35 protein-coding genes and 1 tRNA gene are annotated in these 24,434 nt (G+C 61.7%); 6 read left to right on the top strand and 30 right to left on the bottom strand.

Going from position 1 to position 24,434, the window contains the following annotated elements:
• Window positions 1–217 precede the first annotated feature (217 nt).
• From AC0L8G_RS13430 to AC0L8G_RS13405, 6 genes are all read left to right on the top strand, one after another.
• The gene (locus tag AC0L8G_RS13430; RefSeq protein WP_473384690.1) at window positions 218–1,600 is read left to right on the top strand and encodes a M16 family metallopeptidase; all 1,383 of its coding nucleotides are present in this window, start codon (window positions 218–220) and stop codon (window positions 1,598–1,600) included.
• Window positions 1,601–1,617: 17 nt separating this feature from the next.
• A complete protein-coding gene (locus AC0L8G_RS13425) occupies window positions 1,618–3,018 on the top strand; it encodes a M16 family metallopeptidase (RefSeq protein WP_473384689.1) in 1,401 nt (466 codons plus the stop codon).
• A gap of 55 nt (window positions 3,019–3,073) precedes the next feature.
• Window positions 3,074–3,511 carry a YerC/YecD family TrpR-related protein gene (locus tag AC0L8G_RS13420; RefSeq protein ID WP_473384688.1) on the top strand — a complete coding sequence of 146 codons (438 nt, stop codon included), beginning with the start codon at window positions 3,074–3,076 and terminating at the stop codon, window positions 3,509–3,511.
• The gene (gene hisG / locus AC0L8G_RS13415) at window positions 3,508–4,398 is read left to right on the top strand and encodes an ATP phosphoribosyltransferase (protein ID WP_473384687.1); all 891 of its coding nucleotides are present in this window, start codon (window positions 3,508–3,510) and stop codon (window positions 4,396–4,398) included. The genes AC0L8G_RS13420 and hisG overlap by 4 nt, the downstream gene beginning before the upstream one ends.
• 248 nt (window positions 4,399–4,646) lie before the next feature.
• Window positions 4,647–5,411, top strand: a complete 765-nt coding sequence (locus AC0L8G_RS13410) for a DUF6538 domain-containing protein (protein WP_473384686.1) — start codon at window positions 4,647–4,649, stop codon at window positions 5,409–5,411.
• Window positions 5,339–6,007 carry a site-specific integrase gene (locus tag AC0L8G_RS13405; protein ID WP_473388945.1) on the top strand — a complete coding sequence of 223 codons (669 nt, stop codon included), beginning with the start codon at window positions 5,339–5,341 and terminating at the stop codon, window positions 6,005–6,007. Before AC0L8G_RS13410 ends, AC0L8G_RS13405 begins: the two co-directional genes overlap by 73 nt.
• Before the next feature lie 157 nt (window positions 6,008–6,164).
• Here the strand turns inward: AC0L8G_RS13405 and AC0L8G_RS13400 are convergent.
• The 30 genes from AC0L8G_RS13400 to AC0L8G_RS13255 form a co-directional block, all read right to left on the bottom strand.
• A tRNA-OTHER gene (locus AC0L8G_RS13400) sits at window positions 6,165–6,232 on the bottom strand.
• Window positions 6,233–6,293: 61 nt separating this feature from the next.
• The gene (locus AC0L8G_RS13395; RefSeq protein ID WP_473384685.1) at window positions 6,294–6,773 is read right to left on the bottom strand and encodes a type II toxin-antitoxin system Phd/YefM family antitoxin; all 480 of its coding nucleotides are present in this window, start codon (window positions 6,771–6,773) and stop codon (window positions 6,294–6,296) included.
• A complete protein-coding gene (locus AC0L8G_RS13390; protein WP_473384684.1) occupies window positions 6,761–7,018 on the bottom strand; it encodes a hypothetical protein in 258 nt (85 codons plus the stop codon). Before AC0L8G_RS13390 ends, AC0L8G_RS13395 begins: the two co-directional genes overlap by 13 nt.
• A 237-nt stretch (window positions 7,019–7,255) precedes the next feature.
• The gene (locus AC0L8G_RS13385; protein WP_473384683.1) at window positions 7,256–7,561 is read right to left on the bottom strand and encodes a hypothetical protein; all 306 of its coding nucleotides are present in this window, start codon (window positions 7,559–7,561) and stop codon (window positions 7,256–7,258) included.
• Window positions 7,558–7,965, bottom strand: coding sequence for a hypothetical protein (locus tag AC0L8G_RS13380; RefSeq protein ID WP_473384682.1), 408 nt, complete (start codon window positions 7,963–7,965; stop codon window positions 7,558–7,560). Before AC0L8G_RS13380 ends, AC0L8G_RS13385 begins: the two co-directional genes overlap by 4 nt.
• 3 nt (window positions 7,966–7,968) lie before the next feature.
• Window positions 7,969–8,913 carry a hypothetical protein gene (locus tag AC0L8G_RS13375; RefSeq protein WP_473384681.1) on the bottom strand — a complete coding sequence of 315 codons (945 nt, stop codon included), beginning with the start codon at window positions 8,911–8,913 and terminating at the stop codon, window positions 7,969–7,971.
• Window positions 8,914–8,991: 78 nt separating this feature from the next.
• Window positions 8,992–9,195, bottom strand: coding sequence for a hypothetical protein (locus AC0L8G_RS13370; RefSeq protein WP_473384680.1), 204 nt, complete (start codon window positions 9,193–9,195; stop codon window positions 8,992–8,994).
• Complete coding sequence (locus tag AC0L8G_RS13365; RefSeq protein ID WP_473384679.1) at window positions 9,192–9,926, bottom strand: J domain-containing protein; 735 nt, start codon at window positions 9,924–9,926, stop codon at window positions 9,192–9,194. The genes AC0L8G_RS13370 and AC0L8G_RS13365 overlap by 4 nt, the downstream gene beginning before the upstream one ends.
• A complete protein-coding gene (locus AC0L8G_RS13360) occupies window positions 9,923–11,155 on the bottom strand; it encodes an AAA family ATPase (protein ID WP_473384678.1) in 1,233 nt (410 codons plus the stop codon). Before AC0L8G_RS13360 ends, AC0L8G_RS13365 begins: the two co-directional genes overlap by 4 nt.
• Complete coding sequence (locus AC0L8G_RS13355) at window positions 11,155–12,906, bottom strand: ATP-binding protein (RefSeq protein WP_473384677.1); 1,752 nt, start codon at window positions 12,904–12,906, stop codon at window positions 11,155–11,157. Before AC0L8G_RS13355 ends, AC0L8G_RS13360 begins: the two co-directional genes overlap by 1 nt.
• A complete protein-coding gene (locus tag AC0L8G_RS13350) occupies window positions 12,903–13,490 on the bottom strand; it encodes a hypothetical protein (RefSeq protein WP_473384676.1) in 588 nt (195 codons plus the stop codon). The genes AC0L8G_RS13355 and AC0L8G_RS13350 overlap by 4 nt, the downstream gene beginning before the upstream one ends.
• On the bottom strand, window positions 13,490–15,256 hold the full coding sequence (locus tag AC0L8G_RS13345; protein WP_473384675.1) for a ParB/RepB/Spo0J family partition protein: 1,767 nt from the start codon (window positions 15,254–15,256) through the stop codon (window positions 13,490–13,492). Before AC0L8G_RS13345 ends, AC0L8G_RS13350 begins: the two co-directional genes overlap by 1 nt.
• Window positions 15,253–15,639 carry a hypothetical protein gene (locus AC0L8G_RS13340; RefSeq protein ID WP_473384674.1) on the bottom strand — a complete coding sequence of 129 codons (387 nt, stop codon included), beginning with the start codon at window positions 15,637–15,639 and terminating at the stop codon, window positions 15,253–15,255. Before AC0L8G_RS13340 ends, AC0L8G_RS13345 begins: the two co-directional genes overlap by 4 nt.
• Complete coding sequence (locus AC0L8G_RS13335) at window positions 15,636–15,974, bottom strand: hypothetical protein (RefSeq protein ID WP_473384673.1); 339 nt, start codon at window positions 15,972–15,974, stop codon at window positions 15,636–15,638. The genes AC0L8G_RS13340 and AC0L8G_RS13335 overlap by 4 nt, the downstream gene beginning before the upstream one ends.
• Entirely contained in the window at window positions 15,971–16,519 is a 549-nt protein-coding gene (locus tag AC0L8G_RS13330) for a hypothetical protein (protein WP_473384672.1), read from the bottom strand. The genes AC0L8G_RS13335 and AC0L8G_RS13330 overlap by 4 nt, the downstream gene beginning before the upstream one ends.
• A gap of 7 nt (window positions 16,520–16,526) precedes the next feature.
• Window positions 16,527–17,648 (bottom strand): hypothetical protein, encoded by a 1,122-nt coding sequence (locus AC0L8G_RS13325; protein WP_473384671.1) that lies wholly within the window; start codon window positions 17,646–17,648, stop codon window positions 16,527–16,529.
• A 196-nt stretch (window positions 17,649–17,844) separates the two neighbouring features.
• Entirely contained in the window at window positions 17,845–18,861 is a 1,017-nt protein-coding gene (locus tag AC0L8G_RS13320) for a DUF5131 family protein (RefSeq protein ID WP_473384670.1), read from the bottom strand.
• Window positions 18,858–19,154, bottom strand: a complete 297-nt coding sequence (locus AC0L8G_RS13315) for a hypothetical protein (RefSeq protein WP_473384669.1) — start codon at window positions 19,152–19,154, stop codon at window positions 18,858–18,860. The genes AC0L8G_RS13320 and AC0L8G_RS13315 overlap by 4 nt, the downstream gene beginning before the upstream one ends.
• A gap of 1 nt (window position 19,155) precedes the next feature.
• Window positions 19,156–19,551: a hypothetical protein gene (locus AC0L8G_RS13310; RefSeq protein WP_473384668.1), complete on the bottom strand. Its 396-nt coding sequence runs from the start codon at window positions 19,549–19,551 to the stop codon at window positions 19,156–19,158.
• Complete coding sequence (locus tag AC0L8G_RS13305) at window positions 19,548–19,826, bottom strand: acyl carrier protein (RefSeq protein WP_473384667.1); 279 nt, start codon at window positions 19,824–19,826, stop codon at window positions 19,548–19,550. Before AC0L8G_RS13305 ends, AC0L8G_RS13310 begins: the two co-directional genes overlap by 4 nt.
• Window positions 19,819–20,250, bottom strand: a complete 432-nt coding sequence (locus tag AC0L8G_RS13300) for a hypothetical protein (RefSeq protein WP_473384666.1) — start codon at window positions 20,248–20,250, stop codon at window positions 19,819–19,821. Before AC0L8G_RS13300 ends, AC0L8G_RS13305 begins: the two co-directional genes overlap by 8 nt.
• Window positions 20,247–20,495, bottom strand: a complete 249-nt coding sequence (locus AC0L8G_RS13295) for a hypothetical protein (protein ID WP_473384665.1) — start codon at window positions 20,493–20,495, stop codon at window positions 20,247–20,249. The genes AC0L8G_RS13300 and AC0L8G_RS13295 overlap by 4 nt, the downstream gene beginning before the upstream one ends.
• Window positions 20,492–21,160: a hypothetical protein gene (locus AC0L8G_RS13290; protein ID WP_473384664.1), complete on the bottom strand. Its 669-nt coding sequence runs from the start codon at window positions 21,158–21,160 to the stop codon at window positions 20,492–20,494. The genes AC0L8G_RS13295 and AC0L8G_RS13290 overlap by 4 nt, the downstream gene beginning before the upstream one ends.
• The gene (locus AC0L8G_RS13285) at window positions 21,157–21,345 is read right to left on the bottom strand and encodes a hypothetical protein (RefSeq protein WP_473384663.1); all 189 of its coding nucleotides are present in this window, start codon (window positions 21,343–21,345) and stop codon (window positions 21,157–21,159) included. Before AC0L8G_RS13285 ends, AC0L8G_RS13290 begins: the two co-directional genes overlap by 4 nt.
• Window positions 21,338–21,760: a TerC family protein gene (locus AC0L8G_RS13280; protein ID WP_473384662.1), complete on the bottom strand. Its 423-nt coding sequence runs from the start codon at window positions 21,758–21,760 to the stop codon at window positions 21,338–21,340. Before AC0L8G_RS13280 ends, AC0L8G_RS13285 begins: the two co-directional genes overlap by 8 nt.
• Entirely contained in the window at window positions 21,757–22,314 is a 558-nt protein-coding gene (locus AC0L8G_RS13275; protein WP_473384661.1) for a TerC family protein, read from the bottom strand. The genes AC0L8G_RS13280 and AC0L8G_RS13275 overlap by 4 nt, the downstream gene beginning before the upstream one ends.
• 2 nt (window positions 22,315–22,316) lie before the next feature.
• Window positions 22,317–22,571, bottom strand: coding sequence for a hypothetical protein (locus tag AC0L8G_RS13270; RefSeq protein ID WP_473384660.1), 255 nt, complete (start codon window positions 22,569–22,571; stop codon window positions 22,317–22,319).
• 2 nt (window positions 22,572–22,573) lie between these two features.
• Complete coding sequence (locus AC0L8G_RS13265; RefSeq protein ID WP_473384659.1) at window positions 22,574–23,014, bottom strand: tellurite resistance TerB family protein; 441 nt, start codon at window positions 23,012–23,014, stop codon at window positions 22,574–22,576.
• 68 nt (window positions 23,015–23,082) lie between these two features.
• Window positions 23,083–23,721 (bottom strand): VWA domain-containing protein, encoded by a 639-nt coding sequence (locus AC0L8G_RS13260; RefSeq protein WP_473384658.1) that lies wholly within the window; start codon window positions 23,719–23,721, stop codon window positions 23,083–23,085.
• Between the two features lie 127 nt (window positions 23,722–23,848).
• Window positions 23,849–24,424 carry a TerD family protein gene (locus AC0L8G_RS13255; protein WP_473384657.1) on the bottom strand — a complete coding sequence of 192 codons (576 nt, stop codon included), beginning with the start codon at window positions 24,422–24,424 and terminating at the stop codon, window positions 23,849–23,851.
• Window positions 24,425–24,434: the final 10 nt, after the last annotated feature.

Raw genomic sequence — 24,434 nt, 5'->3', positions numbered from 1 at the left:
ATTGAGCGGCGGTCTATAGAGGAAAGCAGGATGGACCGCAAGCGCGTAATTCGGGGCTTTTTGAGCCATTTCGCACCCTAAATCGGCGCTACGGAGGCGTCGGTCTCACCGGGGCCTCGTTTCGGCTGATTTCCGCGCCCCTGGCGGCGTTCCGGCCTTGGGGTGGGGCGTCGCTATGGTTAAGCTGGCCGCTACACGAAACGACAGGGGTGATTCAATGAAATTCTTCAAACGCCTTGGCGTGGCGGCCGTCGCTGCGGCGACAGGGCTGGCCTCGGGGCTGGCGACTATAACCGGCGCGCAAGCGGCAGAGTTCGAGACGCCGGTTGAGTACCACACGCTGGACAATGGGCTGAAAGTCGTCCTCTCAGAGGACCACGCCGTGCCCACCAGCACCATCGCCGTCTATTATGGCATCGGCTTCCGGATCGAACCGCGTGACCGCACTGGCTTTGCGCATCTGTTCGAACACATGATGTTTCAGGGATCGAAAAATCTCGGCAAGGCTGAATTCATCAATCTGGTCAATTCGAATGGCGGGGTTTTGAACGGCTCGACCCGATTTGACTTCACCAACTATTTTGAAGTGGTGCCCTCGCACAAGACCGAAACCTTCATCTGGGCCGAAGCGGACAGAATGCGCGGCCTTGATATTACGCAGGACAATCTCACCAATCAGCAAGGCGTGGTGAAGAACGAGGTCAAGGTCAACGTCCTCAACCAGCCATATGGCGGGTTCCCGTGGCTAGACCTGCCGCAGCTTGCAAACGAGAACTGGTTCAACGCGCACAATTTCTACGGCGATCTTGAAGATCTCGACAATGCGACGCTGGAAGACGTGCAGCAGTTTTTTGAAGAATTCTATGCGCCAAATAACGCTGTCGTAGTTGTCGCCGGAGATATCGACCCTGCAGAAACGCTGGCTTGGATCGAGAAATATTTCGGTGATATTCCGGCATCCGACAATCTGGTTTTTCCGGACATTTCCGAACCGCGTCAGGAGGAGGAAAAGCGCCTCGAAAAGACCGACAAGCTGGCGCCGCGTCCGGCCATCGGCTGGGCCTATCATGTGCCTGACCGCGGTACGCCGGAGTGGTTCGCCATGCAGATGATCGATGCGATCCTCACCAATGGCGATGACAGCCGCCTGTATCAGAAAATGGTGCAGGAGAAGGGATTCACTTCAAGCGTGCCCGGCGGCGTCAACTGGCCGCTCGGGAATGCGTATAATTACAACGGTCCAATTCTCTGGTCGGCCTTTATGGTTCATGACCCAAAGAACTCCGCCGACGAAATTATCGCAGAGCTCGACGGCATTGTTGAAGATCTGCAAACCAATCTCGTCAGTGATGAAGAGTTTGACCGCGCGATGACGAAGATGCGTTCAAGCTTCTATGACGTCGTTGGCGACGGCAACCGCATTGGCCTGGTGGATCTGCTCGCTGCCTTTGCATTGTTTGATGATGACCCTGGCCGCATCAACCGGCTTGAAGATGAGTTCGATGTGGTGACGCCGGAACTGATCCGTGAAACCGCGAGAGAATATCTGCGCCCGACCAATCGGTCCGTCGTGGTGTTGAAACCTGGCGCCGGTAATTAAGGGCGGGAGAGAAAGACATGAAAAAATTTCTGATGCTTGCCTCAGTCGTCGCATCCGCTGCGATGCTGTCGTTTTCATCTCATGCTCAAGAAAAGGAAACGCCGCCGCCGGGATCGGAGCCTCGCGGCTTTAACCTGCCTGCCGTGGAAACCTATTCGCTTCGCAACGGCATGGAGGTGACCTTGGTGCCGTTTGGCCGTGTGCCGAAAACCTATGTGATGGCGACCATTCAGGTCGGCAATCTTAACGATGGCGAGACGCCCTGGTTATCCGATTTGACGGCGGACATGATGGGCGAGGGCTCGGACGGCAAGACCGCCTCCGAGATAGCGCTGGAGGCCGCCCTGATGGGCGGGGATGCAAATATCGGTGTCGGCCTCGACCGGACGACAGTGAGCATGGATGTGCTCAGTGACAGCGTGCCTGATGCCGTTGCGCTAATCGCAGGCATTCTTCAGCGACCGAATTTTCCGGAAGGAGAGTTCGATCGTATTCAGCAAAACATGTTGCGGAACATCTCCATCTCCGCGACGCAGCCAGGATCGCTGGCGCAGAATGCGTTCACCCAGGCGATCTATCCAAACCACCCTTATGCCCGCGCCGTTTTGCCGGATGCAGAAGCCTTTGGCGCGCTGACATTGGATGACGCCAAAGCGTTTCACGCGGCGAATTTCGGCGCCCAGCGCGCGCATATTTACGTGGTCGGCCAATTCAATCGTCGTGCGGTTCGCAAGGCGATCAAAAAGCATTTCCAGAAATGGGAAAGCGGCGCTGCGCCATTGGAGCTGACGCCAGACATGCCGGCGGAACCGACAATTGCGCTGGTGGACCGGCCCGGTGCGGTTCAATCCACTATCAGGCTCGGCAAACGCGTCCCGCCGGTTGATTCTTCTCTGGACCTTGAGGCAGCGGACACCATTCTGGGCGGCTATTTCTCGTCGCGGATTACGCGCAACATCCGTGAAGACAAAGGCTACACCTATTCGCCCAATTCAGCGGTCAGCCTCGAGCGCAACGCCGCTTATTGGCGCCAAAACGCCGATATCACCAGCGAGGCGACCGGACCGGCAATTGCTGAGATCGTCAAGGAGATACGCGGCCTTCAGGATGCGCCGCCGCCGGATGCCGAACTGCGCGGGATCAAGAACTATCTGAACGGCATCTTCGTCCTTCAACTGGCATCGCGGGGCGGTGTCGCCGGAAGATTAGCCTTCGTAAATCTCCATGATCTCGGAGTTGAGTATCTTGAAAACTATGTGCCAACGGTTGAAGCGTTGACGCCGGAAGCCGTTCAGGCGGCTGCCGTCGAGCAGTTGCAGGTTGGTGATATGAGCCTGGCCGTTGTCGGCGACCTTGCCTCCGTTCGTGCTCAGCTATCCGCATTGCCTGACTTCAAGGACCGGCTGCCGGCGGAGTAGCGTCCAACATAACAAGTGAATTGAAACGGGGACTCGCGACGGGTCCCCGTTTTTCATGGCGTCGCAAGCGGTTGACATCGCAGATTTCGATTGTATTAGCGTGTTAACACAGTACAACGGCTGGCGATGGCCAGACCATCAGATCGCAGGAGCGGGTTTCCCAGTGAAGGGTCCGGCAAAAAAAGATGTCAAATCCCTTCGGATAGAAGACGAGAAGGCGCTTTTCGAGGTGTTTTCACTGCTGAAGGGTGCTGAGGAGGCGGCGCGCTTCCTGCGCGACCTTGCGACCCCCGGAGAGCTTGAATCCTTCGCTGAGCGTTGGCGCATCGCACGGATGCTGGATGAGGGCGACCACTCCTATCGCGAGATTGCAGCAGCCACCGGCGCCTCGACGACCACGATCGCGCGCGTCGCCAGATTTTTGCGCGAAGAAGACCATCAGGGTTACCGCCTTGTTCTTGACCGCCTTCAAAAGAAGAGAAAGACGACATGAGTGACCAACACAGATTGCGCATCGCCATCCAGAAATCCGGCCGGCTGTCCGATGGCAGTTTCGAGCTTTTGAAGAATTGCGGCCTGACGATCTCGCGCGGCCGCGACAGGCTTTATGGGCGAGTGCAGGAATTGCCGGTTGATGTGCTGCTTTTGCGCGATGACGATATTCCTGAGTTTGTTGCAGATGACGCCTGCGATATCGGGATTGTCGGGCAGAATGTTTTTCAGGAGGAACTTCTGAACAACACACATGAAGAGCCCGCTGAACAGGTGATGCCATTGGGGTTTGCCGGATGCCGCCTGATGCTGGCGGCGCCGAAGGAATGGACCTTTAACGGCGCCTCGATGCTCGAAGGAAAGCGTATCGCCACGTCCTATCCGGCGCTGACGCGCGATTGGCTGGCGCGCGAAGGCGTCAACGCCAAGGCCGTGATGATGAAGGGGTCGGTTGAGGTCGCGCCGCGACTCAAGATCGCCGATGCGGTTTGCGATATCGTTTCAACCGGGGCCACGCTCGACGCCAATGGATTGAAGCCGGTCGCGACTGTATTTGACTCCGAGGCGATCCTGATCCGCAATCGCAAGGCTTTTTCGGCGGAAAAGCAAGCGGTGTACGAAGCGCTCCTGAAACGCATCAATGGCGTGCAGACCTCGCGGGACGCCAAATACATCATGATGAATGCGCCGCGCGCCGCTCTTCCGGCCATCATGGAGTTTTTGCCGGGGGCGGATTCTCCAACTGTGCTGGAATTGGCTGGCGACCCGGACAAAGTGGCCATTCACGCCGTGTGCCGGGAAAGCGTGTTCTGGGACACGCTTGAGGAATTGAAAAAGCTCGGCGCGAGTGCGATTCTTGTTCTGCCTATTGAAAAAATGATGCCGTAAATTTTCAACGCGCTGCGACCGGCGCTGGCATGCTTAAGCGGTTAGCCTGCCCCACGGGGGCTGCGAGGTGGAAAATGGTGCTGCCGGAGCGCACCGCCGCCACCTGTCCCCGTTTCTTCTAACTCCTTGAATTGTCGTAAATATGCCGGTTGGGACCAGCTCATCCCTTGCCGTCCTTTCAATTTTCGGGGTAAATACCGGGGCAAACACCGGGGTAAATGGGCCTGGATTTTTCGGAGCGCGCTTCCATGGTGAAACACAAGAAACCCAGGCGCCGCGAAGATCGCTATCTTGATAATCGAACCGATGGCGGATTCCGCTATCAGCGTTACGTCCCCGAACGCTTCCAGGCGCTTGACGGCCGGCGGATGGTGAAGTGTTCGCTGCATACCGGCGATCTCGCCACGGCTCGACTGCGCCGCGATGCCCAGGAGGCGGCTGACAATGAACTGTGGGCGGCCCTGACCGCTGGCGACGAGGTTGCCGCCGCGACGGCCCGATACAAGGCCGCCACAGCGCGCGCAGCAGCGCTCGGCTTCGATTACCGGCCCGTCGCCGATCTCGCGCAGAACGCGCCCCTCGGCGAAATATGGGCCCGCCTTGCGCGCCTTGAGGAAGTCGGCGGCGGCGGCGCCGCGCCGATCGACTATGCGGCGCTGGTGGGGACGGCGACCGCGCCTGTGGTCACCGTCTCGCAAGCCATGGACATATATATCAACGAAATAGAAGCCAGCCAGAAGCGAACGAAAAGCGACGGCCAATATGCGCAATGGCTCTATTTCAAGCAGCGCGCCCTGAAAAACTTCCTGGCGGCGGTGGGGCGCGACAAGCCTATTTTCGAACTGACGCGCGCCGATGCGAAAGCCTATTGGCAATGGTGGCAGGGCCGGATTGAAAAAAGGAGGTGCTGCCGAATACGGCGGTGCGAGATTTCGGCAATATGCGAGCGCTGTTTAACGCCTATGCAAAATGGGTCGACAGGACCGACATCGCCAACCCCTTCCGCAATCTGAATTTTGGACGCGATAAGAAGCGCCGCCGCCCGCCATTCCCTACGAAATGGATCCGCGACAAATTTCTGAAGGGCGACCGCCTGGCCGCAATGAATGACGAAGCGCGCGGCATCTTTCTCGCAATAATTGAAACCGGCGCACGGCCGTCAGAGATTGCAAACCTGCTGCCCGACGCCATCCGTATCGACGCCAAGGTTCCGCATATCATCATCGCGGCGCGCGACGGCGACGATCGACGCGAAGTCAAGGCCGAGGCTTCGGAGCGGCAGATTCCGTTAACGGGGGTTTCGCTCGCCGTGTTTGCGGCGCATCCGCTGGGTTTTCCGAATTACCGCGACAAGACCGACGCCTGGTCGGCCTATGTGGGCAAATATCTGAAAGCCAGAGAGTTGCTCCCTAGTGATCGCCATTCGGCCTATTGCCTGCGACATAGTTTCGAAAAGCGTATGACCGAAGGCGATCTCGATTCAGAACTGCGGGCTCGGCTGATGGGGCACAAAATCGACCGTCCGTTGTATGGCGATGGCGGCGATCTGGAATGGCAGGCCGCTCAACTCGCCAAGATTGCGCTGCCGTTTGACGCGGCGGTGGTCTAAGGTCGGCTCCCGCACGGGAGCAGGGCGGCGGTGTTCAGGCGGTTTTTCGTGAAATGATCCCGTACGGGATCAACCGGGAATGTGATCGTTCGGTTACTGACAGGCCTGGCTTTCGGCCGCGCTCTATCCAACTGAGCTAAGGGGATGGTCCGACGCGTCGCCCCTGCGGGACTTGAACCCGCGACCTCGACCTACTCACCAGTTTCGTCTGCCAATCCGAACGCGGGAATCGCCGCCATTGCTGATGCGGTGGGCCTCGGCCGCGCCTCTGTACCCGCCTCGATTCTTAAGCGTCGTCGCGATCGTCTGCAAGCGCGCGGAGATCATCAAGCCAATGGGCAGGGACCAGCGCAACTCTTTCCTCTTTCCGCTGAATGACGATGACCTCGCCGGCGATCACGCGGTCGAGGAGCTGCGACAGCGATCGTCGCGCCTTGCTCATGCGGACAGTGCAGGTATCGCGGCCCCTGACTTGCGGGAGATCGAGGCGCATCTTCGGCCGAGGGGAAAGAGGATTGCGAACCCATCTGCGGACGGCCAATTCGCAGCCCGATATCAACGCAATACCATTTGCGCAGCCGTTGTGTGTCGATCGGCGCCCGCATCCGCAACGGCATTTCCCGATCCGCCGGCGATCCTTCTTTTCCTCGCAATAGCGAACATGACGCAACGCCGAGGCTTCGACGCCCCATTGTTCAGTTCCGCCTTTCATGGCCGCGGCGAGGGCTGCGTCTGAGAGTTTTGTGAGATCGATCATGATGGCCAAGATGATTCTTCCCGGGGATCCCGGACCCTAAAATCGTCGACCGTCAGCAAGGCCGGCTCCATCGTCACGCAGGCGCCAATCCATGCCGCAAGCAGCATTTGCGCAGGGTGGGTCACGGGGTTCTTTTCGTGCTCGGCGCGATACGCCGCGAGAAAGCCTTCCAGCTGGTCACGTTTCAGGGCGGCGAACTCTTCAAGCGTGATGATGTCGTCGTGCCCGTAGCGGTGGTTAAGTCGTTTCGTCATGTTTCGACCTCGGGTCCTTTTTCCATTTGTCCGCATGTTCGGGGCAGAGATCCTTTCCCGGCGCCGGTTCGTAAGCGCAACGCTCGCAGAGCGGCTTGTCGCAGGTTCCGGATTTTTTCCGCGCAACTTTCCAGTCGCACAGTTTCGTCGCCTTGCGCCCGCACGGACAGCGCTGCGAGACGCCTCGGCCGCAGACGATGGCGGTGACGCCGTCAACATTAACGACATGGCACGGCATCAGGCGAACCCCATCTCTTTGAGGAAAGCGGTGAGATCAGGCGGCGGGCCGTCCGGCGCCTGCAGCTTGCGCTTCAGGTTCCGCCAGTTCTGCTGGAACAGCCTCCAGAGCTGGGCCCGCTTTTCCGGCTTCCATTTGTGGGGGTAGCGCTCGGCGTGACGGATTTTCCGCCAGAGCGAGCGGTAGCGCCTGGTCTCCAGCGGGCAAAGCTTCATGCATTTGTTGCAGACGACTTCTGGCGCCCCCCTGTACCGATAGGTCCGGTTGCATCGCGGATTGATGCAGGGAACGCGGCGGTCGGTCATACGCTGTCCGTCCAGGCGCGACAGCGGCGGATGTTGACGACCAGCGTATTACCGACTGCCTCGCCCCAGTAATCGGACCCAGCGTCGACATAGGCGATCTCGACGGCGCCGCGATCCGCGGCTTCAGTATACCCGCGCCCGAGCTTCAGGGCGGCGAGAGCGACGATCGCCGCGGCGAACCAGTGAAGCGGCCCCGCGACATAGTCGAACTCGCGGGCGTCCTCTTTGCGCCGTCCACCGAACAGCACGACGCGGGCGAGCCGGCGCCGGAGGTCGGCCTCTTCGCGAGCGAGATCTTTGGCGATCTCAGCGTGATCGGCTTCCGTCATACCGAACTCGTCCCTCGCCGAGGGAAGAAACTTCTCATGGGTCGCCGGCTCGATGAGCTCATCCAGTTTTGTCATGTCTTACTCCTCATCCCAGTATTTCGTCGCGTCGCTGTGGTCTGGAAAATGCTCGAGGAGCCAGGCGCGCGCCGCCTGTTCCGCATGCTCCTGCTTCGCATAATCGCGTTGCTCGTATGGTTCGGAAGTCCAGATCGCCGCCGGCGGAACGGCGCCGCGGTCAATGACGCGGGTGCATTGCGGACACTCATCCTTCTTGAAATAGGAATCGACGATATAGCGGCAGAGCATGACAGCGTCGGCGCGGCGGTCATAAAACGCGGCCTTGTAGAACACGCCGATGCGTTCACGCCCTTTTTCGTCGAGAATGTCGGAGTGCATGGAATGGCCGGTCGCCTTGCGCGTCCATCCATCCGGCAGGGTTGCTTTCTGGAAGATGTCGTCGATTTGTTCGCCGAAGCTGAACCCGACCGCCTCGAACGCATGCTTGCCGGGCCGCAATTCAAGCGGCATGTCGGTCGAGTTCACCAGCGCGGTCTGTCCGCGCTTTTCCTGCGCCTCAATGCCTCCGGGCGTCGTCGCGGCGATGACGTTTTCAAGATCGCCACTCACGGCGCCGGCGAGCGCAGCGGGGTTGACTGTCATTTTTTCGGTTTCCTTCTTTGGCTGAAATCCTTTGACGGCTTCGATGTCGCCCGGTCCAAGCAATTTGCACGCGATCAGAATGACCTCATCCCCGCGGACATCCGGCGTGTAATCATTGGGCCTGAGATCGACGAACAGCTGCGGGCCGTCGAGCTCCGGAATGATCGAGGGAAACGTGCCGATCTCTCTGTCACACTGAAAGACCTTGATGCGTTTCGGAATCCTGGCGCGATAGCGACCCGCCCCCTTGCAGCGATCGCAATCGCAAATGATCTCCTCAAGCACCTGAGTTTGAGCGAAATCTTTGTCATGGACAGCAAACGCTGCGGCGCCTTCCTGCCAACCTAAACGCGTCTTCCGCATGCGTCCCGCGCCATTGCACTGACGGCATCGAACGAAAGGCGGCTTAAATTCAAGTTTGAATCCGTCAAGCATTGCGCCTCACTCCTCCAGAAATTGTTTCATCCGGTCGGCGCGCGCCTTGCGCCGTTCATATTCATCATGCAGGCGGTCGAAGAGCGGCATGGCGGCGGGGCCGTGTTTCTTCATGGCGGCCGCGAGGATCCGCAGCCCGCGTTCCAGGTTTTCGTCAGAGACATCCTGACCGCCAGCGGCGACAATGGGATGGGTGAGGGGAGCGGTCATCGGCCTCGGTTGATCCCCCTTGCCATTCGCAGCATTGCCTCGAGGTCGCCGGGGCGCAGCGGCGCGCCGTCTTCGGTCTCGAAATAGAAATCTCCCGGCGCCGGCCACATTCCGGTCGCGGCCGGCGGCGGCGGGGCTGGGTCTGGCTCATGCCGGTAGGTTTCCAACATCTTGACGGCTTTCTCGCCAGCGGCGATTTCAAGAGCGGCCTGTTTCTTCATGGCGGCGCCGGCGGCCCTTGCGGCCGCAATCTTCTGGTCAAGCATGGCCTCGACGATCTCACCCTTGAACTTGCTCTTCAGTCGCTCCCATTGGTCGGCGTCGGCGAATCGGGTGTTCGCCTCGCGGGCGCTTGCCGTCCTGGTGTCCTCAATCCATTGGCGCACGTTCTTTTTGATCAGCTCGGCAATGTTTTGGGTTACGTCCGGAAACCCTCGTTCAGCCTGGCTCGAAAAAAACATCTCGAAATGATCGGCGATGATCTGGCGCGCGAAGGCGTCAATTTTCCTGCTCGGATCCTCGGCATCGCCGGTCTTGTCGAAGCGGGCCCGCGCCGCCGGGTCGATGAGAATATTGTAGGCGAGCGCCAGCGCGCCGAACTTCTCTTTTGCGTCCGGGTCGCCCGGATTTGCATCAGGATGGGTCGTCTTCGCCTTTTTACGATACGCCGTCCGGATTTCTTCGGGAGTCGCGTCCTTGCCGACGCCTATGGTTTCATAGGGGCTGGTCACGGGCGGCGCTCCTGTGAAATCAGGTTCTCCTGAATTTCGGCTTGCGACATCGGGAGGCGCTCGCCGATTTCGGTAAGCCACGTCTCTGCGTCGCCCGAACGTTCCGGATAGAATTTTTCAAACATCGCTTTCGCGACAGCCGGCCCCGCCAGATCAAGCCTGACGCGACGGTCGATCCGTCCCGGACGCAGCAACGCCGGATCGAGACGGTCAGCATGGTTTGACGTCAGAAAGACAATACGCCCCTCTGCGGCGGCAATACCGTCAAGCGCATTCAAAAGCCCGGAGGGCGTTATATCTTCATTCGCGCGCCGGCCTGACGGCGCGTTGCTTTGCGGTTTTTCGGCGCCGCGATCCCTGGCGGCAAACGCGGCGTCGACATCCTCAATCACGACGATCCCGTTACGGGCGCCCATCATGGCGTCCTGCAACTCGTGATCTCCGTCGAGCGCTGTCGGCGAAATCAGGAAGATCGGCTTTCGAATTGCCCCGGCGATTGCAAAAATCAGAGATGTCTTTCCGGTGCCTGGAGGGCCCTCCAAAAGAATGCCGCGGCGCCAGGGGATTCCGCGCTCGGCGTACCAGTCCCGCCTTTCTTGGAAGCGCTCGAGATCCTCGACCAAGTCTTCGGCGATGCGATCTTCGAGAATAACTGACGACAGCGGCCGAACGCTGCGGCGTTGCAGCGGCCGAAAATAGCCATGCAGCCAGACATTCAGCGAGACTGTTTCGCCCGTTGTGTGGTCTTCAGCAAGGTTGCGGAGAAAGTTAGTAAAAAAATCCGGCTTACGACCAAGTGATGTGAGAACGATGGTTTCGGTGGCGCGTCTGCTCATGCCAACACCGCCGCTGACGCCAGAGACTTCCCGGTCTCGGAATACCCACCAGAACCGCCCTTTATGCCGTATCAGGTGGTTGCCATATCCAAGCGTCACACGATGCTCTGCGGCGTCGCCGTGATGTTGCGTCACCGCGGTCAGCCGCCGCGCTTTCGCAACCGACGGATGCTGTGACAGCCAGAGATCTACCGCGTGAAAGACGGCCTGGTCGGAACTGATCGTGAGCGTTACGGCAAGCTGACTCTTGGCCAGGCGCCAGAGCGCTACAGGCGCGGCGCGAAGCTGGAACGCCAGAAACCCCATCACCGACACAAGAAAGCCGCCGGCGAAAATCGACGTAAAGATTTCAGGTTGGATCTGGGAACGGATGGTTGCGATCAGTTCAGCCATTACTGCAACACCCAGTCCGCGAGCTCGAGCTCGCCCGGCGCCGGATAGTCGACGATGGTCAGGGTCCGGAGCGAACCGGCGACGTTCTTGATATGGCCGCTGGAGGTTTCCCAACCGGCGCCAGCGCAGATATCGGCGCGGCTGGCGCGGCCGCCAGCGGCGACGAGATGATCGAAGACAATGGTCTGCGGCCCGTTCAATGTTGCGCGCACCGCTTCGGCGGCGCTCTGATCCGGCGGCGACGGCGCAGCCGCCTGTCCCGCCTCGGTGAGCGCGAGTCGTCCCTTTTCTGGATAGTCGACCAGCCCGGCCGTGCGCAGCGATCCCGCGATGTTTTTCAGATGGCCGGAGGTGATGCGCCAGCCGGCCAGCGCCGCCACCTGTGCTCTTGACGGCGCTTCGTGTCCGCGGGCCCGCCACCAGGCGAGCGCGCCAAGCAGCTGCGCCTGGGGGGCCGTGACATCGCCGTTGAGCGGCGCGGTTATATTTTGAGTTATATTTTTCGCGGGTTTTGCCGGCGAGACCGCTGCCCCGGAAGCACGGACGGGAACATCCGGCGCGACCGCCGGCAGGTCCTGCAGTTTATCGATTTCTCCGCCAATGGCGGCGACATGTCCCTCGATTGCTTCGACGATTTCGTCGATGCGGCATCGCGCCAGCCCGTTAGCGGAGGCGGCGGTGCGGCGAAGCGCGTCCAGCGCCTTGAGATTTTCTGCGCAAGCGCCGCGACCGTAGCCGCGCCGTTCCGCGTCCGCCAGCGCCTGCGGGTCCGGCGCCGTTCCCTGCTTCGCGGCGATAGCGGCGGCCTTCGCCATCTCGCGCTTCAGCTTCGCGAGCTCGTCCTTCAGCGCCTTCGGGTCGTTGGCTTTCGCTTCTTCCTCAACCGAAGCGAGGCGCGTCTTCAGTCCGGCGACATCGAGGGGTTTCAAGTCGGCGCGGCGTTTCTTCTCGCCGCGTTTGGGCGTCCGGGAGGAATCGAAAGTTTTCTTCGCCGGGAACTTCGCCCGCTCCATGACGCCGCGGCCGGGGATCCAGATCATGGCCTCGCCGACCCCGAAGGTCGGCAGGTCGCGCTTCAGCGATTTGAGCTCTTCCATGTCTGCGGCGCCTTCGACCCAGGCGCCGAGCGCGTCGCGGTCATGCTTGCCGGTGAGTTTCATGGCGACGACGCCGTCAGCCTGCGACAGGACGTTCTTGTTCAGCACGGAGGGGCGCTGCGTGATCAGCCAGGGTATGAACCCCTTGACGCGGCCGCGGCGCACGATGCGTTCGGTGATCCCGAGAAGCTGCGTCGCGCCGCCCTCCTTGTCGAGGATGTTCTGCGGCGCCCAGAGATCGGCCTCGTCGAGCACGAGATGCAGCGGCTCGCCCGGTGTTTTCGCGTGCAGCGCTGTCAGGAAAGACAGCGCGAAGCGCCGTTCCGCCTTTGCGGAGCCGATTTCGGAAAGGTCGACAATGGCGCTTTCCGCCATGGTCGCACAAGCCTCGCCGATCACCGCACCAGCGTCTTCATTGACCGCGACGTCGCCGTGAGGCCCGCCAAAGATGACGACGGGAAACCCTTCCCCCTTGCCGTCGGCGGCGACGCGCAGGCCGTACCAGACGCCGAGCGGATCGAGGATGACGACGCGGGCGCTGTTGTCCAGGACACGCTCGATCGCCGCGCCGGCGGCGTAGGTCTTGCCGGAGCCGGACGTGCCGACAATTGCGAGACGGTCGTCCAGGGCGTCTGCGGGGATAGGAAAGGTCATGCGGATTGGTTCCTGTGTAAATCGGCAAGCGCGCGCAGATTTTCGCCTTCCGCGTAGCCCTGCGCCGCGAGCCTGAACCCAAGGGAATAAACAACTGACGCCGCGGTGAGACGATCAGCCGGATAGCCCCCGAAATCTTCGAGCACCTGCATGGCCGCGGCATGGAGCGCTTTCGCAAAGGCTTCCGTGCGCTCCACCTCAGCGATAAGCGCCCGCGCCGCCGGCGTCCTGCCGCGCGGGGCCGCGCCTTTGCCGACGACGCAAGAACTGCATAGATCCGGCTCGACCCAGTGACAGCCGGCGCCGGTCTGCGCGGTTTCGTCCGTGATGCAGGCGTTCATGGGCGTGCAGCCGCAAACGCGGCAGGACGGCTCCCGAAACGCGTTCGGCAGATGGCGCGCGGTGCGAAACCCGACGCAAAAATCAATAGCAATGGGACCGCACCGGATCCCCAGCGAGCCGCCGTCATAGTCGGCGTCTTCCTCTGCAGAGGTCCAGGACGAGCGCCTGATCGTCGGCATCACCATCAGCAACAAAGTCGCTACGAAGACGAACACGACGAGAAAAATCTGCCCGGGCTCCATCACGCCGCCTTCCGGGCGATCTTCACCGCGGGGCGGCGCTTCGCCTTTTTCACCTTCGCCGGTTTCTTCGCCTTGGCTTTCTTCTCCGTCGCGGCCGGTTTCGCCGCCGCGCCGCGTCTGGTTTCAGGGCCGGGATAGCGGGCATGGCGGAGCTCGGGCGGCAGCCAGCCGAGATCGCGCGCCTTGTCGGCGGCGATCGCGGCGAGCTCGCCGGCTTTCTTTTTGAGGAGCGCCGTGGGTTCGGCCTTGGCGTCGCAATCGACAATGGCCTGGATCGAATGCGCCTTGCCGGCTTTCGCGAAATAGAGATTGGCGTCGAACGCCTTGTCTAGAGCTGCGTTGACGGCGCCTTCCTCGAGTGCGTCGAAGAGCGCATGCGCTTCGTCGCCAAGCCCGCCCGATCCCGGATATTTCTTCACGGCGTCGATTGACGAGGAGAGAATGACGGCGAAGCGTTTCAGCTGTTCGTCCTTGGGCAGCGCGCGGGCGGCCGCGAACGCGTCTGCGAAATCAAGGTCCATATCCTCCAGCGCTGCGTCCATGCGGTCATCGTCCGCGCCTGCGGCATAGTACCCGTTCAGGCTGATCTTAGCCGGCGACGCCATCGCGGCGACGGAGGCGATGGCCAGCGGCAGGGCGATTTCGGGAGCTGCAGCGACGACGGCCTGCAGGGCGAGGGTGCGTTGTTCGGTGAGCGCTTTCTCAAGATTGAACGGGATCGGTTTCGGCAGCAACGGATCGGACGCCTTGCGCGCGACTTTCTTGTTTTTCGCCGCGCCTTTCTGGCCGGGTTTGAGCAACCCGCGCCGCACCGACAGCCGGCCGTTGTGGTCGAGGCTGACAAGACAGCCGGCCCTGGCCTTCTGCTCTTTCGTTTTCGTCGCGGCGGCCTTCTTGTAACTCCAGACATTCGCATGGTTCGATTCCAGATCGACCCAGCCCCAGCCCTGTTTGCGCAACTTCTCCATGGCGGTTTCGAGCGTTTCATCGGCGAGCTTTTTCAGCAGCGGGAAGTCGGAAATGGCGGTGGCGGCGTCGCGATCGGATTGCGCGAACAGATCCTCGATCACCTTGCCGCCGGCGGCTTCATAGGCTTCGCGGCCGACATAGGTAAGCAGGCGGCGGATCTCGTGGGCCTCGCCGACGATCTCGCGGCGGACACTATGCACAAAGCGCAGTCCGCCCCCGCGCTTCAATTTCTTGAAGACGGCGTCCTGCTGCTTGTGATCCGGCGCCAATGTAAACACCTGGGCGACGTCGGCGTTGATGTCGCCTTTCAGCCAGGCCTCCCGGATCAGCGGCGACAATTTTGCAAGAGCAAGGCGCTGCCTTACTTCTTTCGGCTTCAGGATATATCGCGCGGCGATTTCGGCTTCCGACATGCCGGCGTCGATACAGGCGGCGAACGCCTCAAACTCCTCGACGGGGTGGAGATCGTCCCGGTTGACGGCGACGGCGAGAACCGCCTCTCGGATCTCCGCGACTTCGACCTCGCTGAGCTGGAGGACGGGGACGGCATGGTTCGGCCCGATATGCCCCTCATCAAGACGCAGCATCAGCGCCTGGCGGCGGGTTTCGCCGTCGGAGACCAGCCAGCGCCCGTTGTCGCCTTGACGCACCAGCAAAGGCATGCGCATGCGCTCGCCTCGTTCGCCGATCGACGCCGCCATCTCGGCGACGGCTTCCTTGCGTCGATGACGGCGCGGGTTCAGCGGATCGGCGCAGAGATCCTGCAGCGGTATGGTGAACTCTTCCTTGCGGGTCATTGGTGACATCCTTTCAATATTGCGGGGGTGGGCGCCGTTGGCGTGATCTTTGCGCGCACCGCATCGACAGCGCGCGACAAGGCGGCAGAGAAGGCGCGGTTATTAATTTCATGGGCGTACACATTACGATCCCATCGACAGCGGCTCGTGCTGTGGACGCCGCAATCAGCAAGCGCAGGTCCGGAAAAGACGCGCGCCGCCCTTGTTGAAATCACGACTTCCAGCCAGCGCCGCCGGTTCTGGGTCTTCGACCCCTCCGCGATCCAGTCCGCAATGACGCCGCCCTCGAACAGCGATGGGTCGGCGTCAACGGCGGCGAGCGCCGCCTTCATACGCCGGGCCGCATGCTCGCGGATGGTGGAATGGGAGAGGTCATAGGTCATTTTGGGTCAAGGCCTCCGGGGCTGTTCGGCGGCGCAGCCGCCGGCCCCTCCGGGCGCGCGGTAGCGCTTGCCTCGCGCGCTGGCGCCGCGCGCTCGGGCGACGCTTCCGCCGGGAGCAGGTCAAGATGCGATTGGGAGTCGTCGCCGTCATCGACATCAGCCGTGCCGTCTGGATTCCAGTTGTACGGCCGCGGGTAGTCGTCCTCGTCGAACCAGACGCCGATCAGTTGCTGCCCATAGATGCTGTCGACGAGTCCCAGCACCTTCGCCCGTCTTCCATGACGGGTGACATACGCGCCGGGCTGCAGCGCCTTTTTATCGATCTTTCCGCTCACCGCATCCACTCCTTGCGGCGGTCGCCGGCGGCGTCCTGGCTTTGATAGTCCTCGAGCCGCTTTCTGAGATCGGCGCACATCGGCGTCTCCTCGCCGTCGCGCCAGATCAGGATCTCTTCCGGCGCGAGATGCAGCCGGTCGGCGTCTTCCGATTGCGTGCGCCAATTGCTCGGAACCGGGATCGCTTTCACCGATCCCCCATAAAATGGTTCGGCGTCGACCTGCGGCCAGACGTAAGCTCTCAGCGTCAATGTGGTGATCACGCTGAGCGTTCCGGCGTCCTTGTATTTCGGATACAGTTCGGCCGCCTTGCGCAGCAGTGCGCGCTGGCTCTCGGCGCGCTCATAAAACCATGTCCTCATCACCTCGCCGGCGACTTCGAGCTCGATGCGGGTCTCGTTTTCGACAATGTTGAAGACGTCGATTTCAAACTCGTAGCGGAAGCTTTTCCGCAGCCGCAGCGGGTCCGCCCAGGTCCATAGCTTTTCGCGGCGGATATTGATCACCGGGCCGCGATATTCATATGCGTTTAGCCAGTCGGTCATGGGTGCCTCACAGCCTGTAATGTTTGTCGATGAATCCGAGATCCGGATCGCCGCGGAGATGCCATTTGATCCAGGTCTTGTGATCGTCGTAATGGCGCCAGTGGCCGCGTACGAAATGCAGCCGGGGCGTGCGGTGCTTGCGCTCGCCGTCGTCGCCGCGGGGCAGGGCCGCGGCGCGCTCGCGCCGCGACAGCCGGATAACGTGATAATCGAGCAGCGGCGGCTTTCCGCGTTTCGCGCGGGCTCGGTTCAGTTTTTCGTTGGCGCGGACGACTTCCTTCTCGGCGACCTCGGCGTCGAGGGCGATGCAGATCGCGCGGACCTGCGCATCAAGGGTGTTCTGAAAGTGCGACTTCGCGAAACCATCCTGCTCCTCGTCATAGGCGCCGGCGATCCAGCCGCCGCGCAATTCGAAGAACATGACGGCCGGACAGTCCTCCCGGAAATAGACGCAGATGCTGTGGCCGTTGATGAGGAACTCAAACATTGAGCCGTCATAGGGGAGCCGGAACTCGCCTTCGCCGAGATCTTCAGCGTTTTTGAACGCCCCGGCCCAGTCATGTTCGACCATGAACGGCGCCGGCGGCGCAACGTCGAAACTGGCGCGGATCCATGAAAGAAGTTCAGGACGCGCCGCAACCCGGTTGCGGGCGAGGGCGGCGATGATGTCATGGGTCTTGCAGGACTCCGGACGCTGCAGCACCTGCTCCGACTTGTCGAAGTCTTTCAGCGCCTTGATCTCCTCCTTCACATTCTTGATCCAGTTGTCGAAGTCGAGAATCGATCCGTATTCGTTCTTCACTTTTTCCATGATCTTGCGCCAGCGGGCGGCGGCGTGACCGTTCATGGTTGATCGGATTTGGCTCAGGCGGACTTCCATGTCGGGCCCGTCAGTGTCGATGATCTCAACAACGTCATCCCCGCGCAAAACCTCAATGTTCAAGGTCTTGCGATTAACCCGCGCGCCGTCGATGCCCCTGGGAACCGTCACGAAGCTCGGCGTCTCCTTCTCTAGATCGAAGGTCTCGTCCATATCGACGGGGCGGTAGCGGGCGCGCTTCGCCTGGCGCGCCTTCCTCGCTTTCGACGCGGACCCGACCATGCGTTTCTTTGCACCTTGGAAGTTCATGCGGCCTCCCTTGTGCGCAAAACAAAAAGGCTGACGCGGACAGACGGCGCATGAAGCATGGCGATCGCCCCCCGGACGTCATCGCCCTGCAACAGGATCGCGCGTCGGCGAAAGCCAGCTTTCGCCCGCGACGCAATTTCTTCGACATGCCGCCGCCGCAACTTTCTCACGATGTCTTGCCAGTATTCTTCCGCCGTCACGCCGCCCTCCGGAAGTCGGGGAAGGCGCGGTGCGCGCGGCCGTCCAGCAGGGCGCCTGAGTTGGCCTTGCCGACCTTGCACATGGCGGCCCAGCCCGGCGCCTTTTGCGAGATCAGCGCGAACGCTTCGCCCGGCATCCATTCGCGTTGGCCGGAGACATGAAGCGCGGTCGGCTCCGTCGGCGCATAGGGGCATGTCTTCGGATCATGATCCGCGGACGGATGCCATTCTCCCCACTGTTTAAAGAAGAACGAGACGCCAGCCGCCGCGCACTGATCGCGCAGGGCGCGGAACCAGTCCGGATGCGACGGGCGCGATTTCTTCGCGGCGTCGTCGCTCTCGCCGCCGGCGATGATCCAGTTGAGGCCCGGAAAGCGTTCCTCTCCAAAAGAAGAAACCGGGCTCAGCGCGTTGATCGGAATAAAGCCGCCATCCCTGACGTTTGTGGCGACAATGCGCGTGAGATCCACCGGCCCGAGCAGCGGTTCGCAGGAGAGCCCGACCCAGGGGATGTTGAACCGCCTTTTAGCGACCAGCAATTTGATGACATCCCGATCGGCCTCGGCCTGGTTGCAGACAGTGATCAGTAACCCGACATGGAGCGGCCATTCCTTCAGCCAGTGCGACGGGGCGAAGCCGGCCAGATTGCCGATGCGTTTCGTAACGAGGATGATGTCGAGATCCGGCGCCGCGTCGATCGCCGTCGCCGCGGCGAGCCGGACATGCTCCTCGACTTCATTGTCGAAAAAGTCAGACAGCGAGTTGACAAAGACGCGCCGGCGCCGGCCGTATGTGTGCGCGAAGTCCGCGGCGCCGCGCTGCAGCCGCGCCATCAGCGGCGCGCCGCCCTTGACCCAGCGCCGCGGCGCGCCCGGGCCCCAGTGATCGCCCTTGTGAAAGCGCCGATCGCGCTCGGCGGCGTAACAGAAATCGCAGCCGGGCCCGACCTTCGTGCAGCCTTCCCAGAAGTTCACCGTGGCGTCGCACCACTCTATGCCGGTAGTTGCGCTCATTGACCGCTTTTCGGTTTGGTCAGGCCCGCGAGCAGTCGCTCCATCGTTCCTTTCGCGTCGATGATAAAGCCGCCAGAGACGAGCATCGCCTGACCAAAAATTTCACGCGCCTTGGTTTTGCAATCGAAAATGCCGCACGGCTCCATTTTTCCGTTTCTCGACACATAAATCCGAAACTTTCCACCGGCGGTTTGTGTCAGAAGGAAGCGCTCATCCTCGATGATCTTTTCCTCGATGCCCTCCGGCGAGATATGTTCGGCGAGCGGCTCCTTGGGCTGAAAATCCGTAGCCATATCAAATCTCTTCCTGTTTTCTGGTCGGTTGGTTGTTCGGCGCGCCGCGCGCGCGAATGAGAGCATCTGCGACGTCGGCGGGCGACGGCGCCGGATGGATCGTCGCCATCGCCGCGGCGACGCGGCGCTTGAACTCGGCGTCGAAATCCTCAGCGAGGAGTCCGCTGGCGCGCACGCGCTGGCGCGCGAGGGAAATCCGCTCATCCAGCTTGCGGACATGATCGATCAGGGGACTATGAATAATAGCGAAGCCGGCGAGCGCCGCCGATGCTTTCCCGGCGGCGTTGGCGACTTGGTTCAGGCGCTCGCTGAAGTTCAGGAGGGAGCGGCGTCGCGCCCGCTGGATCCGCGCCTTAAGGCGTTTTCGTGCAAGCTGCGCGCGTTTGAACTTATTCATGCCGCCTCCGCCTTGAGGGCGTCCGTCACGATGCGCACGGCGTCGCCGACGGTTTTTGCCGCCTCGATCATGTCGTCGGAGATGGCGATGTCGAAGGCTTCCTCCAGCGCCATGACGATTTCGATCATGTCGAGACTGTCGGCGCGCAGATCCTTGGCCAGATCCGCGTCGGGCGTGAGCCTGTTTTCTTCAATCTCGAGATAGCCGCGCAGGATGAGCTTTACCGCCGCCTCCGGGTCGTTGCGCGCGATGTCAGGCGTCAGCGTGTCAGACATTTTTGATCTCCTTTTGCGTTGCCCCGGACAGCATCGAAAGCCGCTCGCGGACTTTGAGATAGAGCGTATGAACGGCGCCGCGCCGCCGCTCCTCGGCATCGGTGAGAAACGCGTCGCGCCCGCGCTTGCGCAGCTTGGCGACGGGCGGGTCCATGAGGTCCGCGATGGCGCGCAGATATTGTCCGCAGGCCTTGCGGTCGAGGGCGCGCATCTCGACCGCCATCAGCTGCGTCGCCGCCGCCATGACGCCGAGCCCGTAGGTCTCTTCGCTTTCGGCGAGGCGGGTGATCAGCGCCGTGAGTTCGGCGTTGACGATGGCGGTGAACGCCTTCGCCTTGCCTGTCGACATGTCGACGACGCCCGGGCTGTCCGGGGCGTTCGCGCCGGCGGCGGCGCTGACGGTCGCTTCCGGTTTTGCGGTCATTCGCCGCGCTCCTTTGTTTCGCGCGCCCAGGTCACAGGCGCGGCGCGGGGCGGCGCCATGATGGGCGCAACGCAGGCGGCCGCCAGCCGCGCATTGGTTTCACCGAGATCCGTCATCAGCGCGGCTTGCCGGTCGGACAGCGCCGCGAAACCGCGCAACAGGATCGCCTGGCGCATCATCAGATCGGTGGCCGACAGGAGAGCGGCGACCAGGATGATCACGATAAGAAACAGCGCCCGGGTCATGCGGCGACCCCGTATTTTTTCTCGAGCTGGCGGATTTTGACGCCGCTGACAGTGTAGCGCAGCACAATGACGGGCGTGTCGAGCGCAACCTCCGACGCCCTGTTCACGCCCATGTAAAGTTTGAAATAGGCCGCCTGCGGACTATCCTGCCAGTCTTCCCAGTCCCAGCCGCCCGCGCTTTCCGATGGCGTCTGATAGCGCCCCAGCAGGCCGTAGCGCGTGACGCCGCGCATGGTGAGTTTGTCGATGCCTTCGGCGAGACAGCTTTCGTCGGTGATGTCGCCGAGCGTTTCCTCCCGAATTTCGGTGACTGTCGCGGCGAGACGACTGGCCCATTTCGGCATGTGGATGCCGGGTCGCAAAACGCCGAACGGGATTTCATAGTCAGATTTTGTACGATCGGACGGCGCGCCGGCGTCCGCCTCGAACCAGACCGGCAGCTGTGTGAAGTTCATCCCCTGCAGCGTCTTGTTGTCGAGGCCGTCCACATTTTGTTCGAGCCGGTAGGATTCTCGCTGCCAGATCAGGACGGTCTCGCCGCCGTCATGGGCGCGACGCATGGCCTGCATGTTCCGGTTGCCGGCGGCGCGCCGGGTGACCGATTTGCGGCCGGCGACATTGGCGCGCGCCATGGCGCCGGAGAAAATAACGCCGCGGGAGATCATGAGCGATCTCGCTCGAGGAGGTCTTTGGTCTGGATGTAACCGACCGTAAACAGCGCCAACTCAACCCAATTGAAGCTGAGCGCGTGCGCCAAGGCCCAGCAGACGATGATCAAGCACCAGGTCAGACCGGCTGCCACAGCCATTTCGGCGATCTCAGCGTGAATGGGAATTGGTTTCCTAGACATCAGCTTCCTCGCTTTCCGGAAAGATCAGCGATGCGGCGACGCCGCCGGCGAGGAGGGCGAGCACCACGGCGAGGCTGATCATGGGATCGATATGGACGGGCGCGCCGGCGAGCAGCTTGCCGCCGCCGGCGAGCGCCAGCTTCGCGGCGATGAAGACGAGCACGAGGATCACCGCCTTTTCGAGATGAACCAGGAACCGCATCAGCGCCGACAGCACGAAGTAAAGCGAGCGCAGGCCGAGAATGGCGAAGATCATGGCCGCGTAGATCAGGAACGGATCGCGCGTCACGGCGATGACCGCCGGCACGGAATCGAAGGCGAACATGATGTCGGAGGCCTCAACCGCCACCAGGGCGAGAAAGCAGGGCGTCGCCACGCGCACCATCTTGCCGGACGGAAACTGCTCGATCTTCAAAAAAACTCGGGTCCTGAAATTTCGCCAAAGCTCGGAAACAGTTTGCGCGCCCAGCGGATGAAAAATTTCTGGTCATAATCTTCGGGCGCGTCGTCGCCGCCGCCTTTCAGCATGGCCCAGGCGGACCAGCCGACGATGGCGGCGAAAGCGAGTTCGACCCACGGGCCGAACAGCAGCAGCGAGCCGGCGCCGATGGCGACAAAGATCAGGCGGAAGACGATGGCGCCGAGAATGCCCCAATGCAGGATGCGGTGCTGATAGGCGTCAGGGATCGCGAAATAGGAGAACACCGCGGCGAAGACGATGAGATTGTCGAAGGCGAGCGCTTTTTCCAGCGCGTAGCCGGCGAGGAAAAGGCTCGCCGCCTCCCGCCCATGCGCCGCCGCCAGCCATCCGGCGAAAGCTATTGCGGCGGCGATGTAGAACGCCGTCCAGAGCGCGGCGTCACGCAGCGGAACCGGCGCGTGACGGCGATGGGCATAGAGATCGAGCCAGAGCAGGCCAATCGCAATGGCGGCGAACAAAGCAAGGGTGAGAGGCGGAAATCCGATCATGCTCAGGCCCTCGGCGCGTCGCGTTGCGGGCCGCCCGTCGGATTTTGCGAGGCGTGCAGATGCTCTGACACGAGCACGAGGAGCTGTTGCTCATCGACCCATTCCGCTTCGCGGATCTTGCCCTCTTTGTCGACGGGCGGTTTCAGGGCGTATTGTTTGCAGCCGTTCAGCCATTCGCTGCGCGCAATGACGACGCCCTCGAACCCCGTCACCCTGTCGCGTAGCTTGTCGCCCAGATGAAATTTGAACTGATCCATGATCAAAGCCCGTAATTGGAGGGCGCGAGACCGAGACGCTCGGCGATCGTGCGGGAGACCGCTTTCTCATCATCGTCGAAGGTCCCGTCGGCGTTGCCGATGAAAACGGCGGTGCGCATGACGAGCTCGGCGGCGTCGCCTTTGGCTTTGGCGATGTCGTCGAGGATCTCCATCTCGCCAGTGGTCTTGTCGAAGCTGATCAGCGTATCGGCTTCGTCGAGCGCCTCGACAATGTCGGACAGTTTGAATTGAGGCAGCTTGCTGGCGATCAGTTTCGCCAGCGCGCTGCGCTCATCGGAATCGAAATTGCCGTCTGCCCGGGCGATGAGAAAGCCCGCGCGCACGACGCGGCGGAACGAGTCCCGGTCCTTGATGCGGGCGAACAGGGTTTCGGCGGATTTCGTGACGTCATCTAGAAAATCCGCAAGTACGGAAAAAGGCATGGCGTGGCTCCTGATTGAGGGGTTGGCGGGCCTGCGCCAGCGCGATCTCGCGCCGGCGCAGCGTTGCGTCAGTCGACGATGGCCTTGGAGAGCATCTGCTCGTAGGTCATCGCTTCCGCGGCCTTCTGGTTGATGGCGTCGACGATGTCGTATTTCGCGCCCTTGGCCTGAAGATTGTCGTCGAGATGGTCGAGATAGCGGGACGCTTCAGGATCGCTGCCGATCTGAACGAACAGGAAAGTCAGCTCGCCATCGGCCTTGAGCCCGTTCGCCGCGTCGATGATGACGCGCTCGACGGCCGCTGGATCGTTCGGAACGCCGTCGGTGGCGACCAGCACAATGGTTTTCTTCTGGCTCGACTGGTGCTTGGCGACGGCGGCCGCGAGCGCGCTGTGCATCGGAGTCGACCCGCTTGGGCGGTTGGCGGTGAAAATGTCATGCACCTTCTGCGCGGTGACGCCGTCATGAACATCCGTCTTCGGATCGAACTGTCCGCCGAACGTAATGACGGTGATGCCGTCATCGTCGACCTCGTCGGCGAACTCGGCGAAGGCGCGGACGAACTCCTCGCCTAGCGCCCAGCGCGAGCGCGCGTCGCCGCCGTCTGCGGGTTTCTCCGGGTAGGTCATGGAGCCGGACTTATCGATGGCGACAATGAGGTCGTATTCGGAGAGTTGTTCCTTTGAGAGTAATTCAAATGCGGGCATGTCTGTTTCCTTTGTGGCGGTTTGGGGTGGTTGCGATCGTTCGGAAAAAACCGGCGCCGCCCCGCGGGGGAGAGAAAATCGGCGCGGCGCCGGCGGTGACGGGCTTTTCAGGGCCCGACCAGGTGGACTAGTCGGCGTGCGATGCGGCGGTGGCGAGGAACGCCCTGACCGCATCCGTCCCCTTGCCGACGCCGGCAAGGAACGATCCGATGCTGGTGGCGACAAACCCTTCCCCGGCGCGCTTGAGCACGCAGGCGATCAGCACGGTTTCGCCGTCCTGGTCGGAGTCCTCCATCGGCATCGAGAACAGTTCCGGCGCGTCGCCGGCAGAGCCGTCGCAGATCCGCAGCTGCGTGTTTTTGGCGGCGCTCATGTCGTCTGCGTTGTAGGAGATGACGCCGATCACGATGGCGCTGACATCAGCGGGAAGGCCGTCAGCGCTGATCACGAGGCTTTCATCGTCGCCTTCGGCGTCGCCGTCGCGCGCATCGCCGGAATGGGCGATGGCGCCGTCGAATTTTTTCAGCGCGTTGAAAAAGACCAGATCTTCCTGGCTCGCTGCGCCGCCGCGGATCGGCGCGGCCATCAAGTCGAGATCGACATCGCCGTCCCATGCGGCGCCCACATAGAATTTGCGCGCGCCGGCGGGTTGCGTGGTTTTTGTGAAGAGGTCTTCGGATTGTCCTTTATCGAGACTGACCATAGCAGTTTCC

The sequence above is a fragment of the Hyphococcus sp. D3-15 genome (genome assembly GCF_055809375.1).
Note: the sequence above shows the minus strand (reverse complement) of the source record. Positions and strands in the feature narration are given on the sequence as shown.

What these genes read in the sequence shown, in the direction of transcription:
- AC0L8G_RS13430 (WP_473384690.1), top strand. Translation starts at nt 218, where the DNA reads ATGAAATTCTTCAAACGCCTTGGCGTGGCGGCCGTCGCTGCGGCGACA.
- AC0L8G_RS13425 (WP_473384689.1), top strand. Translation starts at nt 1,618, where the DNA reads ATGAAAAAATTTCTGATGCTTGCCTCAGTCGTCGCATCCGCTGCGATG.
- AC0L8G_RS13420 (WP_473384688.1), top strand. Translation starts at nt 3,074, where the DNA reads ATGGCGTCGCAAGCGGTTGACATCGCAGATTTCGATTGTATTAGCGTG.
- hisG (WP_473384687.1), top strand. Translation starts at nt 3,508, where the DNA reads ATGAGTGACCAACACAGATTGCGCATCGCCATCCAGAAATCCGGCCGG.
- AC0L8G_RS13410 (WP_473384686.1), top strand. Translation starts at nt 4,647, where the DNA reads ATGGTGAAACACAAGAAACCCAGGCGCCGCGAAGATCGCTATCTTGAT.
- AC0L8G_RS13405 (WP_473388945.1), top strand. Translation starts at nt 5,339, where the DNA reads ATGCGAGCGCTGTTTAACGCCTATGCAAAATGGGTCGACAGGACCGAC.
- AC0L8G_RS13390 (WP_473384684.1), bottom strand. Translation starts at nt 7,018, where the DNA reads ATGACGAAACGACTTAACCACCGCTACGGGCACGACGACATCATCACG.
- AC0L8G_RS13385 (WP_473384683.1), bottom strand. Translation starts at nt 7,561, where the DNA reads ATGACCGACCGCCGCGTTCCCTGCATCAATCCGCGATGCAACCGGACC.
- AC0L8G_RS13380 (WP_473384682.1), bottom strand. Translation starts at nt 7,965, where the DNA reads ATGACAAAACTGGATGAGCTCATCGAGCCGGCGACCCATGAGAAGTTT.
- AC0L8G_RS13375 (WP_473384681.1), bottom strand. Translation starts at nt 8,913, where the DNA reads ATGCGGAAGACGCGTTTAGGTTGGCAGGAAGGCGCCGCAGCGTTTGCT.
- AC0L8G_RS13370 (WP_473384680.1), bottom strand. Translation starts at nt 9,195, where the DNA reads ATGACCGCTCCCCTCACCCATCCCATTGTCGCCGCTGGCGGTCAGGAT.
- AC0L8G_RS13360 (WP_473384678.1), bottom strand. Translation starts at nt 11,155, where the DNA reads ATGGCTGAACTGATCGCAACCATCCGTTCCCAGATCCAACCTGAAATC.
- AC0L8G_RS13355 (WP_473384677.1), bottom strand. Translation starts at nt 12,906, where the DNA reads ATGACCTTTCCTATCCCCGCAGACGCCCTGGACGACCGTCTCGCAATT.
- AC0L8G_RS13350 (WP_473384676.1), bottom strand. Translation starts at nt 13,490, where the DNA reads ATGGAGCCCGGGCAGATTTTTCTCGTCGTGTTCGTCTTCGTAGCGACT.
- AC0L8G_RS13345 (WP_473384675.1), bottom strand. Translation starts at nt 15,256, where the DNA reads ATGACCCGCAAGGAAGAGTTCACCATACCGCTGCAGGATCTCTGCGCC.
- AC0L8G_RS13340 (WP_473384674.1), bottom strand. Translation starts at nt 15,639, where the DNA reads ATGACCTATGACCTCTCCCATTCCACCATCCGCGAGCATGCGGCCCGG.
- AC0L8G_RS13330 (WP_473384672.1), bottom strand. Translation starts at nt 16,519, where the DNA reads ATGACCGACTGGCTAAACGCATATGAATATCGCGGCCCGGTGATCAAT.
- AC0L8G_RS13325 (WP_473384671.1), bottom strand. Translation starts at nt 17,648, where the DNA reads ATGAACTTCCAAGGTGCAAAGAAACGCATGGTCGGGTCCGCGTCGAAA.
- AC0L8G_RS13320 (WP_473384670.1), bottom strand. Translation starts at nt 18,861, where the DNA reads ATGAGCGCAACTACCGGCATAGAGTGGTGCGACGCCACGGTGAACTTC.
- AC0L8G_RS13315 (WP_473384669.1), bottom strand. Translation starts at nt 19,154, where the DNA reads ATGGCTACGGATTTTCAGCCCAAGGAGCCGCTCGCCGAACATATCTCG.
- AC0L8G_RS13310 (WP_473384668.1), bottom strand. Translation starts at nt 19,551, where the DNA reads ATGAATAAGTTCAAACGCGCGCAGCTTGCACGAAAACGCCTTAAGGCG.
- AC0L8G_RS13305 (WP_473384667.1), bottom strand. Translation starts at nt 19,826, where the DNA reads ATGTCTGACACGCTGACGCCTGACATCGCGCGCAACGACCCGGAGGCG.
- AC0L8G_RS13300 (WP_473384666.1), bottom strand. Translation starts at nt 20,250, where the DNA reads ATGACCGCAAAACCGGAAGCGACCGTCAGCGCCGCCGCCGGCGCGAAC.
- AC0L8G_RS13295 (WP_473384665.1), bottom strand. Translation starts at nt 20,495, where the DNA reads ATGACCCGGGCGCTGTTTCTTATCGTGATCATCCTGGTCGCCGCTCTC.
- AC0L8G_RS13290 (WP_473384664.1), bottom strand. Translation starts at nt 21,160, where the DNA reads ATGATCTCCCGCGGCGTTATTTTCTCCGGCGCCATGGCGCGCGCCAAT.
- AC0L8G_RS13285 (WP_473384663.1), bottom strand. Translation starts at nt 21,345, where the DNA reads ATGTCTAGGAAACCAATTCCCATTCACGCTGAGATCGCCGAAATGGCT.
- AC0L8G_RS13275 (WP_473384661.1), bottom strand. Translation starts at nt 22,314, where the DNA reads ATGATCGGATTTCCGCCTCTCACCCTTGCTTTGTTCGCCGCCATTGCG.
- AC0L8G_RS13270 (WP_473384660.1), bottom strand. Translation starts at nt 22,571, where the DNA reads ATGGATCAGTTCAAATTTCATCTGGGCGACAAGCTACGCGACAGGGTG.
- AC0L8G_RS13265 (WP_473384659.1), bottom strand. Translation starts at nt 23,014, where the DNA reads ATGCCTTTTTCCGTACTTGCGGATTTTCTAGATGACGTCACGAAATCC.
- AC0L8G_RS13260 (WP_473384658.1), bottom strand. Translation starts at nt 23,721, where the DNA reads ATGCCCGCATTTGAATTACTCTCAAAGGAACAACTCTCCGAATACGAC.
- AC0L8G_RS13255 (WP_473384657.1), bottom strand. Translation starts at nt 24,424, where the DNA reads ATGGTCAGTCTCGATAAAGGACAATCCGAAGACCTCTTCACAAAAACC.